Here is a 13,546-nt window from a genome sequence, read left to right as displayed (position 1 = left end):
CGGCTGGGGGCAGTTTTGCGTAAGTCCCTTTACTAAAGGAAATAACATGCTCTCTTGGGATGAAGAAGTAACAACGCCAACGGCGCCCAACCAGCCAGACCGTGCGCCAGAGCCGGTGTTTACACCTGCGGCTGCTGCCGTCGCTGAAGCTCCTGCCGCAGCGGAACAAATTGCGCGCCGAGTGAACGCCGCTGACAAACGTATCATTAACGGAACCACTGACGTGAATCAGTTGGTGCCATTTAAATATAAATGGGCCTGGGATAAATATTTGGCAGGTTGCGCTAATCACTGGATGCCGCAAGAGATCAATATGCAGCGCGATATTGAACTCTGGAAGAATCCAAACGGCTTAACTCCCGACGAACGTCGCCTGGTTATTCGTAACCTGGGCTTTTTCGTTACCGCCGATTCACTGGCGGCTAATAATATTGTGTTGGGTACTTATCGCCATATTACTGCGCCGGAGTGCCGCCAGTATTTATTGCGCCAGGCTTTTGAGGAAGCTATTCATACTCACGCTTACCAATATATTGTTGAGTCCTTGGGCTTGGATGAAGGCGAAGTATTTAATGCTTACCACGAAGTTGCTTCGATTCGCGACAAAGACGAATTCCTGATTCCGTTTATCGATGCGTTGACTAATCCTGAATTCAAGACTGGTACGCCTGAAAACGACCAGACTTTGCTGAAGTCATTAATCGTTTTTGCCTGCTTGATGGAAGGCTTGTTCTTCTACGTAGGCTTCACCCAGATTTTGGCGTTGGGTCGCCAAAATAAAATGATGGGCGCGGCCGAGCAATACCAATACATTCTGCGCGATGAATCGATGCACTGTAATTTTGGGATCGATTTAATCAACACCATCAAGATGGAAAACCCGCATTTGTGGACAGTTGAATTTCGCGAAGAAATTAAAGCGTTGTTTTTACAGGCAGTAGAGTTGGAATATCGTTACGCTGAAGATACAATGCCGCGTGGCGTGCTGGGACTGAATGCACCTATGTTTAAAGGCTATTTACGTTTCATCGCAAATCGTCGCGCACAGCAAATTGGCCTAGAGGCGCTGTTCCCAAATGAAGAAAATCCGTTCCCGTGGATGAGTGAAATGATCGATCTGAAAAAGGAGCGAAACTTTTTTGAGACCCGCGTTATTGAATATCAAACCGGCGGTGCGTTAAGTTGGGAATAAAAATGTTCAACTTTTTTTAAAATAAATGAGCACTTTTTTTAAAAAAGTTTTACACTTCGAGAATTGCAGCGTATTTTGATAAATACGGAAACGAGAATTTAAAATACGCTGCTGAATTTTTCTTGAGGAATTCTAAGAAAAAGCTGGAAAGGTAAATTGAAAAAGCAGTCAGAATAAAAATAATAAAGATACTGTACAAGTAAGTGAGGCCATCATAAACAACAATGAACAGACAAATATCAACTTTGAATTTTGCCGCGCTATCTAATATATTTAACTAATATATTTAGGTAAGGCGGCTTTTTGCTTTGTTCATTCACGTTGTTTTAAAAATACTTTCCTACATGAGTCGGTTGACTGATGTAGGGCGAAACTGCAGAGTGTGTGTCAAAAAATCAGCAAAAACTAATGCTGGCGACCACCTTTATGCAGTAAAGCCGAAGTGTCAAACTGCAGAACCAATAACAATGCCGCAGTTTGACAGGTGCCCAATTCATTAGCGTATACGCAGCACGGGTTTGCGCCGATGAATAATCCGCTTTAATCATTGCTTTTTAGTGATGGCTAAAACGGGTTTTACTCTTGTATGTGATTCTTTCCAACTTTAAGTGAAGGACAAAAAATGTCTACAGCATCTAAACCAGCAAAGAAAGCGGCCGCAGCCCCTAAAAAAGCTGCCGCAGCTCCTAAAAAACCTGTTGCAGTTAAAGCAGCAGCAAAACCGGCAGTGAAAAAAGTAGCCGCTAAGCCAGCAGCTAAAGTAGCAGCCAAGCCAGCAGCGAAAAAAGTAGCCGCTAAGCCAGCAGCTAAAGTAGCGGCTAAGCCAGCAGCGAAAAAAGCAGTAGCTAAAGTAGCAGCTAAGCCAGCAGCGAAAAAAGTAGCAGCTAAACCAGCAGCGAAAAAAGTAGCAGCTAAACCAGCAGCGAAAAAAGTAGTAGCTAAGCCAGCAGCGAAAAAAGTAGCAGCTAAACCAGCAGCGAAAAAAGTAGCAGCTAAACCAGCAGCGAAAAAAGCAGCAGCTAAACCAGCAGCGAAAAAAGTAGCAGCTAAACCAGCAGCGAAAAAAGTAGCAGCTAAACCAGCAGCGAAAAAAGTAGCAGCTAAACCAGCAGCGAAAAAAGTAGCAGCTAAACCAGCAGCGAAAAAAGTAGCAGCTAAGCCAGCAGCGAAAAAAGTAGCAGCCAAGCCAGCAGCGAAAAAAGCAGCAGCTAAGCCAGCAGCGAAAAAAGCAGTAGCTAAGCCAGCAGCGAAAAAAGCAGCAGCTAAACCAGCAGCGAAAGTAGCGGCTAAACCAGCAGCTAAAGCCGCTCCTAAAAAAGCAGCAGCAAAGCCAGCAGCTAAAGCAGCGGCCAAGCCGGCAGCAAAAGCCGCAGCTAAACCTGCAGCTAAAGTAGTAGCTAAGCCAGCAGCGAAAAAGCCCGCAGCAAAAAAAGCGGCGGCTAAGCCAGCCGTAAAACCGGCTGCAGCTAAAGAAGCTAATAGCGTGATTGCACCAACTGCAGCCTGGCCTTTCCCGACAGCGACTCCGCGCCCTCAATAAGCGCTTGTTTTTGTCGCCTGAGTAACTCGGGCACACTGCCTGCTATGTGGTCATGCTGCATAGCAGGTTTTTTTGTGAGTTCCATTAAGTTTCATCAAACCGCTCTTGTTGAGCGCGTGCCTGTTTCTGGAAGCCTGACTTTCCATTTAAATCCATTTAAACGCAATTAAAAATCTATATACTATCGCCTTCATCGGCACACTTGCTGAAATACACTGAGTAGATCCAAAGGGAGTTAATTTTGCTATATAACCTGTTTAGTTTGGTGTTAGATACGGTGGCTGGTTTATTTGCCGGCGTCTTGTTATTGCGCTTTTGGATGCAAATTGTGCGGGTGCGCCCACCGCAACAGATTGCTCAATTTACGTTTCAGCTCACTGATTGGCTGGTAAAGCCTTTGCGCCGTGTAATTCCCGGTGTTGGTGGTTTTGATTGGGCTAGCGTACTGGGTGCATATGCCATCGCTCTTCTTGCGACCGCTATCAAGGTGTGGATGGTGATGGGTTATTTGCCTGCTTCGCTTTTCCTGCTGGCGTTGTTTAGTGTCTTGCAGTGGATTATTTACGGTTGGACAGCGCTGCTTGTTTTTGAAGTTATTTTTAGCTGGATTAATCCGCACGCGCCGTTAGCTCCTTTTGTGCAAGCGTTAAATGCTCCGTTGCTCAGACCAATTCGTCAGGTGCTGCCGTTGTTGGGTGGTTTGGATATCTCGCCGATGGTGTTATTTCTATTGTTGCAATTTGCAGGTAAGATGCTGGCGTATCTTTTTGTCATGAGCGGAATGATTCCGGTTTAATGAGATGTGTTATTAAGTTACGTAAAAAATCATACCCTAGTATTTATTTATAAATATTGTATTGGTATTGAAACACTCCCCCCTATTTTTCCTATCTGGAAACCCATTGGATAGGTTGAAATATCGCGAAAAATAAGGGGGAGATATGGAAGTGGCAGAAAATACGTGATTTCAGCGGTTTATCCATTCCTTTCTCCATGCATTTTTAAATATTATTCACCGCACCCTACCTCTTCTCAGCGTGCTACAGAGCCTCTGTAATGCGCATTACACTTCAAACAGACGGTGACCTCACTCCCGCTTCCTCCGCAGCTGAACTAATTACATTTTGTGATTGTTGATTTCGTTGACTATTATTAACAATCACGTGAGATTTAACCCTACAGTTGGCTAGCAAAAAAACGGTGAGCTCAACCATCGGCGATGCATCTAGAGGAACGCGCAATGAAAAAAATATTAATTGGAATGCTAGCCAGTTTGCTCGCGTATTCAGTTTGTTATTCTGTTTACGCAGATTTTGTGGTGGTGGTAAACGCAAAAAACCCAACGATCAGTATTAGCAAAGAGCAGATAGCGCAATATTTTTTAGGCAGCACCAATACCTTTTCGCCTATCGACTTGGCGGAAGGATCGCCGATTCGGGTTGAATTTTATAAAACCATTACCGACAAAGACCCTTCGCAGGTCCGGGCGATCTGGTCCAAATTGGTGTTTACCGGTAAGGCCAAACCACCTAAGCAATTCAATACCAGTGAGGAAGTGAAAAAGCAAATTGGGAGTGACATCAATGCAATTGGTTACATGGAAAAGAGCGCAGTAGATTCCAGTGTCAAAATTATTTATCCGGTTAATTGACCTGCTAAAACGAGAGGTCAATATGTTGAACAACTACCTTTTGAATAATGATGAACATAAAGGAGAGCATAAAATGAAAAAAATAGCCTCATTGCTGACGCTGATGTTACCGCTACTGCTGCTGTTTTCTGCATTTGCGCAGGCGATAGATCTGGATGGCAGCGGTTCGTTTACTGCCACCGGATTTTATAATTTAACCGGCGCTGAGGTCGTGAATGGCTCCGCGCAGGGCAGTTCTACTCCTTGGATGTATCAACAATGGCATTGCCCTTGCTCGATCCAAAACTGGGAATATGCCGGTGTGTATGAGAAGAGTAAAGGTTTTCGGCTAGACCAGGAATCCTTGTTCGGGTTGCAATTACGTAAGGAATTTACTCCGACGTTATCGGTCACCGGTCAGTTTGTCATGCGTGCGCAAAACCCGAATAACGGTTCCAGTCCTTCGGTCGACTGGCTGTATGCGTCCTGGAGCCCCGCGCCAGATTCACCTTTTACATTTCAAGTGGGGCGCTTGCGGATTCCGCTGTATTACTACAGTGATTATTTATATATCGGTTATTCGTACCCGTGGGTACGGCCGCCGCCGGATGTATATGGCTGGCCTATCTATGAATATGATGGTGGCAATGCGAGCTACCATATTCAGCTCGGTAAATCTGCCTGGACTATGAATGCCAGTGTCTGGACTGGTAATTTTAAGCAAACCTATGACGCTTACGATACCTTGATTTATGACACCAATCCGACCACGGAATCATGGAAAAAAATGTGGGGTAGTTATGTTTCCATGACTAACGGTACTTTTGATGTCAGGGCCATGGCGATGGAATATCGTGATACTACGACGATAAATAATCCTGGTGCGCCAGCTACGACAGTCGTTTCCAATCAATTCACCCGGATTGAAGGCTTGTCGGCCAATATGGATTATCAAAACTGGGTGGTGCGGGGCGAAATTGATCGCTATCAGCAGCAAAGTACTGCGCTGGGGATTAATAACGTCTATAAATATAATTTGTTAGGAGTGGGCTATAAGGTCGGTGATTTTACGCCGATGCTGACGCATTCTCAGTACACGACTGTTGCGCAGCCGATTGAGGCTCAAAAGACTAATTCGATAGTGGTTCGTTGGGATTTCCGACCTAATACGGCGTTGAAAGTGCAATACGATGTGAATATTGATGAGTCGCAATATCCGTATAAGTTCTTTGGGAATTCGCATTTGCTTTCGGTTTCATTGCAGGGGATATTTTAGGTTTGTTGGATTGTTGGGGGGGGGCGAAGCTCCTGTACTGCACTGGTTGTAGTTTGTGTGTGTTGGTGTTGATGTTGCAGTTGTTTTTGAATTTGATTTTGTAGTTGTTTTTGACTTGCCCCCACTTCTAGTTCGGCCGGTTTTTCACAGGGAAAATGGATAAGAAAGGTTCGTTGTCTGAGCCGCAGGCGAGTTTCGAACTTTTCCCATTTTTCCTGTGAAAAATCGGGGTTTCCGAAATAGTGTGGTCGCCTTTTTTGGGTTACCTTTTTTGGCGAAGTGTTTAGACGTGGGACATAGGTAACGGGTGTATCCAGACATGGGTAACACATTTAAGCCTTCGTTATATCGTCCTGGAAGCTGGAGGTACGTCAAAACCAGTTAATTTACGGATAGGTTTTGAATTGCCTGTGGTAATGATTTTAGTTCTGTAGGCCGGTGGTAGACCGGCGGCTACCTACCTTTTTTGCGTCGCCAAAAAAGGTAGGCCAAAAAAGGCGACCACGCTATTTCGGAAACCCCGATTATTTAACGAAAAAATGGGAAAAGTTCGAAACTCGCTGCGCTCAGACAGCGAACCTTTCTGATCCATTTTTCCGTTAAATAACCGGCCGAACTAGAAGTGGTGGTAGGTCAAAATCAACAGCAACAGCAACTTCAAAAGCAACTTCAAAAGCAACTTCAAAAGCAACTTCAAAAGCAACTTCAAAAGCAACTTCAAAAGCAACTTCAAAAGCAACTTCAACACTAACAAGCATTAACTAGCGCACGTTACTTCTTAATCGCCCCCAACTCAATCAAACGCTCCGTCAAATAACTTTGCGCTGTATGCCGTTCTGAAAGCACCACTTCAGGGCGCGGATGCAGAAATAAAGGCAAGGAAACGCGTGATTGTTTGGCTGCTGCTCCGGTCGGGTTTAACACCCGATGTACGGTTGACGGGTAATAGCCCTGCGATGCTTCATCCAGCATATCGCCGATATTGACAATCAACATGCCAAAATCGGAGGGCACATCATGCCATTGTCCGTCTTTGGCGATTACTTGCAAACCTGCCTGGGTTGCGGCAGGCAAAATGGTCAGTAAATTAATGTCGCCATGTGCGGCGGCGCGCATGGCACTGGCATCTTCGTCGCCATGCAATGGTGGGTAATGCAATACCCGCAACAAGGTTTGCTGACTGTCCTTAATCATTTCAGACAACGGCATGGAATAGCGAGCTTGAATTGCTGGCGGTGAATAGGTTTCTACCCACTGCAATAACTCAGCTGCCAATTCCGCGCCTAGTTGGTAATATTGCCGCGCAGCGTTAGATACCTGACTAGGAAAACGTCCCCACGGGTAGATGTGATAAAACTCTTTTAAGTCGCGCTTGCTACTACCTTTGGCTGTTTCCGACATTTCTGTTGAAAAGTAACCGTCTAATTTGTCCGGATCAAAAGTGTAGTCATGTTTCGCTTCACTTTTGAAAAACGCCAGCCATTCGGCATACACCTGCTCCACCAACGCTTGCGACAAGGGGTGATGGGTTAACACCCCAAAACCGGTATTGTGCAGGCTGGCGGCGAATTGCTGCGCCGCCGTTGGGGAGCGATAATCGATGGGCTGAATTAGCATGAGCGATGTATTAAGCTATGAGTTAATTGATGAGTGGTTCTTTTAACCAAGCGCTGCCCAAGGTGCTGTCGATTAGTTTAATACACGCGTCAACATCGACTTGCATACAAACGTGAGTGACTGGTTTTTCTGGTTCCCAGCCTGGTTGTGGGTAAAACAGCTTGCCGTGTTTATCCATCATGGTTTGGCCGTTGGCGATGCCATCGGTTGCTACCCGCACGCGACCTTCTTGCGTTTTAAATAATTCCGGTGCGACCAAATACACAAACGCCAACACGTCATGCGCAAAACAGGCGTGGCCTAGTTCCGGGCGAATTGCGCTGTAGAAATTGCAGTAAAAATGCACCGCATGTTGCAGCGTAGTCATGGCCAGATGGTTTTGTTTTGCGGCTAAGGCATCGAAAAAACTTGACGGTAAAACCACGCGGTGCGTGACATCCAAGCCGACCATGGTTAGATTCCAGCCTGCGGTAAACACTAAATCAGCCGCATCGGGGTCATTCCATACATTGGCTTCTGCGACTGGGGAAACATTGCCAGGTTCCGTTACGGTACCGGCCATTAAAACCACTTGTTTGATTAATTTGGGTAAATTGGGTTCGATTTTTAAAGCTAAACCTAAGTTAGCTAACGGGGCAACCGCTACCAAGGTAATTTCGCCGGGATAGGCGCGCGCCATTTTTACGATGTATTCGGCACCGCTGCAATTTTCGGCCTGGCCTTTGATTGGGCTGCGTTTGGTTAAGTTGCCTAGGCCATCGTCGCCGTGGATGAAGCCGGGTGGGGTTCCGGGGGGTTTGGCTAGTGGGACTGGTGCGCCGTGGGCGACGGGGATTTCATAGCCGGCTATTCTGGTTAGATAGAGGGCGTTTTCTGTGGCTTGTTCTACTGTGACGTTGCCGAAAATGGTGGTTATTCCTAGCACTTCGATGTCTGGGTGGGCCAGGGCGAAGTAGAGGGCCATTGCGTCATCTACGCCGGGGTCTGTGTCGAAGATTACTTTGTGTTTGGTGGACATATTAGCTTCCTTTTATTTAAATAGTTAACTTCGTAGCGTGGGCACAGGTTTGTGCCCACGCTTTTATTATTCGGTGAATTGCTATTGCGGTATTTTATAGGCTTGGGGCCGGTGGTAGACCGGCGGCTACCTGCCTTTTTTGCGTCGCCAAAAAAGGTAGGCCAAAAAAGGCGACCACGCTATTTCGGAAACCCCGATTTTTCTAAGAAAAAAAGGGAAAAGTTCGAAACTCGCTGCGCTCAGACAACGAACCTTTCTAATCCTTTTTTCCTTAGAAAAACCGGCCGAACTAGAAGTGGAGGTAGGTCAAAAGCACCGGCAACTTCAAGAGCAACTTCAAGAGCAACTTCAAGAGCAACTTCAACCCCAATTCACACTTTCAGTTGTTCTACCATAAACCGTTCAACTTCTGCTTTGGTCGGTATTGAGCTTTGTGCCCCGAGTTTGGTGACTGTTAATGCGGCGCTGTATTGGGCTTGTTTTGCGGCTTCTATTGTTGATAATCCTAGTCCGATGGCGGTGGCGAATGCGCCTACGAATGTGTCTCCAGCGGCGGTGGTGTCTATTACTGTTACTTTTATGGCTGGTATGTGCTGGCTGTTATGTTGTTCTGTGATACACACGCCTTGTTCGCCCATCGTGAGTAGTACACAGGCTGCGCCGCGGTTTAATAAATTCTTTGAGGCGGTTTGGGCGGTGGTCAGGTTGGTGACTTTGATGCCGCTTAATTGTTCAGCTTCGGTTTCGTTGACGATTAAATAGCTGACTTTGGCTAACAATGCGTCAGGTAGAGGAATCGCTGGCGCTGGATTGAAGACTACTTTTACGCCGTGCTCATGCGCTATTTGGATGGCAGCGCTGACTGTGGCTAATGGCGTTTCACATTGGCATAGCAGTAGTGTTGCGCTGCTGATGGCGTGTTTGGCGGCGTCGATATGGGATGGGCTTAACTGTGCGTTTGCGCCCGGGGCGATGACGATGCTGTTGTGGCCGCTGTCGTCGACAAAAATACCGGCTACGCCAGTGGCGCAGTGATTGATGATGCTGATGAAGTCGGTGACGATGTCGTCGGCGTGTAATCCGCTTAAGGATTGCTGGCCGTATGCGTCATTGCCTACGCAGGCAATTAAGGTAGTGACGGCGCCCTGACGTGCCGCGGCAACAGCCTGGTTGGCACCTTTTCCGCCTTTAATTTGAACAAATTCGTGGCCGCTAATGGTTTCGCCCACGGCGGGCATGCGCGGGGTGCGAAACACTAAATCCATATTGATGCTGCCAACGACGGTAATGTTTGGGCTGGGCTTCATGTTCGCTGTCCTTGCTTGGCTAGATTGAACTTAGGTTGAAATTTAGCATTAACTCGTCGCTTATTCTAAATTATTATTGATTTTTTTATGCTGGGGTATAGAAACTGAATTTATGCCTGAATTGAATTTAAGTATGTCGAGAATAAAATATACTGTCTGAAAAATGACTTTTCATCGGCGGGAAACCCATTGGAGTGGTCGAAAAATACCTAAGGCGGAGCTATATAAAGTCAGTGATTTTTACCTGAATAAAGCCGGTTTAAGGGTAAAAAGTCGCCACCACATAATCAGATGCTTTCACTTGATCGACTGCAAAATACAGTTTAATGGCTTGCTCTTGATTGGCGGGGAAGCCAGTTGAAACGTCGTGCGGGTTAGGTAAATATTCGTCTGGCGTAAATACGCGCCGCAATACCGCTTGTTTTTTAGCGTCTTTTAAGGTCAGTTCAATGTGCGGCCAAGCTTGCGGCAAGCTGCTGTGATTGCGCATTAATAGGCTGAACTCATAGGTATTTTCATGTGGTAGCGAATGTAGTTCATCAGCTTCGTAACTGAGCGCATCAAGTTGTGCCGGAAGCTGGATTTGACAGCGCGCGTATTGGCACAGTGTGACTAAGGTGGCTTTGCTTGGAGGGTAAACGGCGGCGATTAAATCGCGGAACTGGTAAGTTGCTTGCCCGGTCAGCAGTAGCACCAACACCAGCGTGCCGATGGAAAATAACCACGCGACGCGTTTTTTTGCATTTGCCTGACGCACAAAAGAAAGCTGCGCAATGTCACCACTGTTGGGGCTGATATCGGCGGTACTGTCAGCCTGGCTTAAAAAGTCATCGGACGTTGTGTCGCTTAAATGTGAGCGTAAGTCAGTGTGCTGCAAAAATTCTGCTGGAATAACTGTTTCCGAGAGTGGTTCCGACTCAGGGAGATCAAAACTAGGCTCAACTTTAGCGATTTTTTTAGCATCGCTACTGGCTGGCGGTAAATTTTGTATGTTGAGTAAAACGCTATTGGTTGCTTCAAGTTCAGCTAGCAGGTCGGCATCCAGCAGTGCTTGCACTTCGGCTTCAATCTCCGCTTTGGAGCGCGACTTAAAGTAGCCTTCTGCTGCATTTTCGTGCGTTTGAGCTGGAACTTGAACAGGAACAGGAACAGGAACAGGAACTTGAGGTTGGGGCGGAGCGAAATTTATATCTAAATCAGGTTCGATGCGGCTGCCGGATTCTGAACTGATTAAAAATGGTTTTACAGCGACAGTTGGTGGCGTGTCAGGTAAATCAAAATCCAGATCTGCTGTGCTGATACTGATCAAATCACTTTCAGAGGTTGGCTCAAAAATTGGATCTGAATCAAGTTCTGGATCGGATTCGGGAGTTGGTGCAGTTACGGGATCAGCAGCGGCATTAACAATCTCATCATCATCATCATCATCATCAATAACAACAACTTTATCAACAACCGGATTCGTTACTGGCTCCGGTGTTTTTAAAGGTTCAGCGACAACTGCTGTATTGCTGGCCGCAGCCAAATGCTCAATGCCGTTAAAAACTTGCTGGCAGACGCCGCAGCGTACCAGGCCAGCTTGTAATTTAAGTTGGTCGTTAGCGACCTTAAAGGTAGTGCGGCAATGAGGACATTTGGTGGCTAACAACATAAGGCGCAGCCGGGCTTAGGATGGACGACGGCCGTGCAAGGCAACCCAACCATCACGTTCTTGCCAAACAGACAGAGCTATAAATGGTGCATAAGCAGCGGTAACTTCATCCGCTTGTCGGGCTAACACGCCAGACAAAACTAGGGCGCCACCAGCAGCCACTTTGGCGGACAGCATCGGCGCCATCAGCTTCAATGGATTCGACAGAATATTCGCGACGACCACGTCGTAAGTACTTGTCGTCACTTTATTCGGCAATGAAAAGTCAATTTCGCAGTGATTACGCACAGCGTTAAATTCGGCAGAGACGACGGCTTGCGGGTCAATATCAATACCTTCGACTTGGCCAGCGCCCAGTTTCTTAGCCACGATCGCTAAAATGCCTGAACCACAGCCATAATCCAATACGGTTTTATCTAACGGTGGATTTTCTTCCAGCCATTCCATACATAAACGTGTGGTTGGATGGCTGCCGGTACCAAAAGCCAAGCCCGGATCAAGTTCCAGTACGATGGCTGTAGGGTCAGGCGCACTGTGCCAGCTAGGCACAACCCAGATACCTTTGCCGATTAACATCGGTTCAAATTGAGATTGCGTTAAGCGCACCCAATCCTGGTCGGCAACGGAACGCAAGCTGTGTTCCGGTACTGGCATTTTGCAGTGTGCTGCAGCAAGTTCAACCAGTTCAGCATGATTAAAATCGGTTGGAGTCAGCGCGATAACGCGACTGCGCTCCCAAGCCGCTTCCTTGGGTTCCATACCGGGTTCGCCAAATAATGGCTGTTCGGCGTCAGTACCTTCGTCGGCATCTTCTACCGAGACCGATAAGGCGCCCAATTCCATTAATGCATCAGAAAAATTTTCTGCTTGCGCACGCGCTACTTCAACTACGATTTCAATCCAGCTCATGCCGTTTCCTCTTGTGTTACCGTTATTTTTTACCGTTTTTTTGCGATGCTTTTGGTAAATCCGGTTTTTCGGCTAATTTATGTTCCAAATAATGAATGTTGGTGCCGCCTTCAATAAAGCGCGCATCCACCATTAATTCACGATGCAATGGAATGTTGGTTTGAATTCCTTCTACCACCATTTCAGACAACGCAATTTGCATGCGGCGGATAGCTTGTTCGCGCGTAGCGCCGTAAGCAATCACTTTACCGATCATGGAGTCGTAATGTGGCGGCACGGTATAACCGTCATAAGCATGTGAATCAACCCGAATTCCAGGGCCGCCCGGCACGTGCCAGGAAGTGATTTTGCCTGGAGATGGAATGAATTTGAACGGATCTTCTGCATTGATACGGCATTCAATCGCATGACCTTTAAAGGTGACGTCGCGCTGTTTGAAGCGCAATGGCTCACCAGAGGCCACCCAAATTTGTTCTTGAACAATGTCGATGCCGGTAATCATTTCAGTGACCGGATGCTCAACCTGAACCCGGGTATTCATTTCAATGAAATAGAACTCACCGTTTTCATACAAAAACTCAAAGGTGCCTGCGCCACGGTAACCCATTTTGCGACAGGCTTCGGCACAACGCTCACCAATTTTTTCAATCATTTTGCGCGGAATATCGGGTGCCGGCGCTTCTTCTAATACTTTTTGATGACGGCGTTGCATGGAGCAATCGCGCTCACCGAGCCAAACGGCATTACCCAAACTATCGGCCAAAATCTGGATTTCCACGTGACGCGGATTTTCCAGGAATTTTTCCATATACACTTCAGGATTACCAAACGCCGTACCTGCTTCGGTTTTGGTCATCGTTACTGCATTTAACAATGCGGCTTCCGTATGCACTACGCGCATACCGCGTCCACCACCGCCACCAGCTGCTTTAATGATGACTGGATAGCCAACTTTACGCGCGGTTTGTACGATTTCTTTTGGATTGTCAGGTAATGCGCCTTCAGATCCCGGTACGCAAGGTACGCCAGCTTTAATCATGGCGTGTTTTGCGGATACTTTATCGCCCATTAAACGGATCGATTCCGAGCGTGGGCCGATAAATACAAAGCCAGATTGCTCTACGCGTTCAGCAAAATCCGCGTTTTCGGCTAAAAAGCCATAACCGGGATGAATCGCCTGTGCGTCAGTAACTTCTGCCGCGCTGATAATAGCGGGCATATTCAAGTAACTTAATGAGGAAGGTGCTGGCCCAATACAGACCGACTCATCGGCCAACTTAACGTATTTAGCTTCGCGGTCAGCTTCAGAATGCACCACGACAGTTTTAATGCCCATTTCGCGGCAAGCGCGCTGGATGCGCAATGCAATTTCGCCACGATTGGCAATTAGAATTTTTTCAAACATG

The 13,546-nt window shown here is 46.9% G+C and carries 12 protein-coding genes; 5 read left to right on the top strand and 7 right to left on the bottom strand.

The window, feature by feature from the left end:
- Positions 1–46: 46 nt before the first annotated feature.
- From S2091_RS19615 to S2091_RS19595, 5 genes are all read left to right on the top strand, one after another.
- Positions 47–1,192, top strand: a complete 1,146-nt coding sequence (locus tag S2091_RS19615) for a ribonucleotide-diphosphate reductase subunit beta (RefSeq protein WP_105533659.1) — start codon at positions 47–49, stop codon at positions 1,190–1,192.
- Positions 1,193–1,814: 622 nt separating this feature from the next.
- Positions 1,815–2,732 carry a transcriptional regulator gene (locus tag S2091_RS19610; RefSeq protein WP_105533658.1) on the top strand — a complete coding sequence of 306 codons (918 nt, stop codon included), beginning with the start codon at positions 1,815–1,817 and terminating at the stop codon, positions 2,730–2,732.
- Between the two features lie 241 nt (positions 2,733–2,973).
- Positions 2,974–3,528, top strand: a complete 555-nt coding sequence (locus S2091_RS19605) for a YggT family protein (protein ID WP_105533657.1) — start codon at positions 2,974–2,976, stop codon at positions 3,526–3,528.
- A 444-nt stretch (positions 3,529–3,972) separates the two neighbouring features.
- Positions 3,973–4,383, top strand: a complete 411-nt coding sequence (locus S2091_RS19600) for a type 2 periplasmic-binding domain-containing protein (protein WP_165795045.1) — start codon at positions 3,973–3,975, stop codon at positions 4,381–4,383.
- A 73-nt stretch (positions 4,384–4,456) separates the two neighbouring features.
- Complete coding sequence (locus tag S2091_RS19595) at positions 4,457–5,638, top strand: hypothetical protein (RefSeq protein WP_243405503.1); 1,182 nt, start codon at positions 4,457–4,459, stop codon at positions 5,636–5,638.
- A gap of 599 nt (positions 5,639–6,237) precedes the next feature.
- Here S2091_RS19595 and S2091_RS24125 read toward each other — a convergent pair.
- The 7 genes from S2091_RS24125 to accC form a co-directional block, all read right to left on the bottom strand.
- Positions 6,238–6,396 carry a hypothetical protein gene (locus tag S2091_RS24125; protein WP_165795044.1) on the bottom strand — a complete coding sequence of 53 codons (159 nt, stop codon included), beginning with the start codon at positions 6,394–6,396 and terminating at the stop codon, positions 6,238–6,240.
- Between the two features lie 13 nt (positions 6,397–6,409).
- Complete coding sequence (locus S2091_RS19590) at positions 6,410–7,255, bottom strand: 2OG-Fe(II) oxygenase family protein (protein ID WP_105533656.1); 846 nt, start codon at positions 7,253–7,255, stop codon at positions 6,410–6,412.
- 22 nt (positions 7,256–7,277) lie between these two features.
- Positions 7,278–8,273 (bottom strand): nucleoside hydrolase, encoded by a 996-nt coding sequence (locus tag S2091_RS19585; protein ID WP_105533655.1) that lies wholly within the window; start codon positions 8,271–8,273, stop codon positions 7,278–7,280.
- 371 nt (positions 8,274–8,644) lie between these two features.
- A complete protein-coding gene (gene rbsK / locus S2091_RS19580) occupies positions 8,645–9,580 on the bottom strand; it encodes a ribokinase (RefSeq protein WP_105533654.1) in 936 nt (311 codons plus the stop codon).
- A gap of 259 nt (positions 9,581–9,839) precedes the next feature.
- Positions 9,840–11,231, bottom strand: coding sequence for a DUF3426 domain-containing protein (locus S2091_RS24120; protein WP_165795043.1), 1,392 nt, complete (start codon positions 11,229–11,231; stop codon positions 9,840–9,842).
- Positions 11,232–11,246: 15 nt separating this feature from the next.
- Positions 11,247–12,140: a 50S ribosomal protein L11 methyltransferase gene (gene prmA / locus S2091_RS19570; protein ID WP_105533653.1), complete on the bottom strand. Its 894-nt coding sequence runs from the start codon at positions 12,138–12,140 to the stop codon at positions 11,247–11,249.
- Between the two features lie 22 nt (positions 12,141–12,162).
- A complete protein-coding gene (gene accC / locus S2091_RS19565; protein WP_105533652.1) occupies positions 12,163–13,545 on the bottom strand; it encodes an acetyl-CoA carboxylase biotin carboxylase subunit in 1,383 nt (460 codons plus the stop codon).
- Position 13,546 lies beyond the last annotated feature (1 nt).

This window comes from Solimicrobium silvestre, from assembly GCF_002976435.1.
Taxonomy (GTDB): Bacteria; Pseudomonadota; Gammaproteobacteria; order Burkholderiales; family Burkholderiaceae_D; genus Solimicrobium; species Solimicrobium silvestre.
Note: the sequence above shows the minus strand (reverse complement) of the source record. Positions and strands in the feature narration are given on the sequence as shown.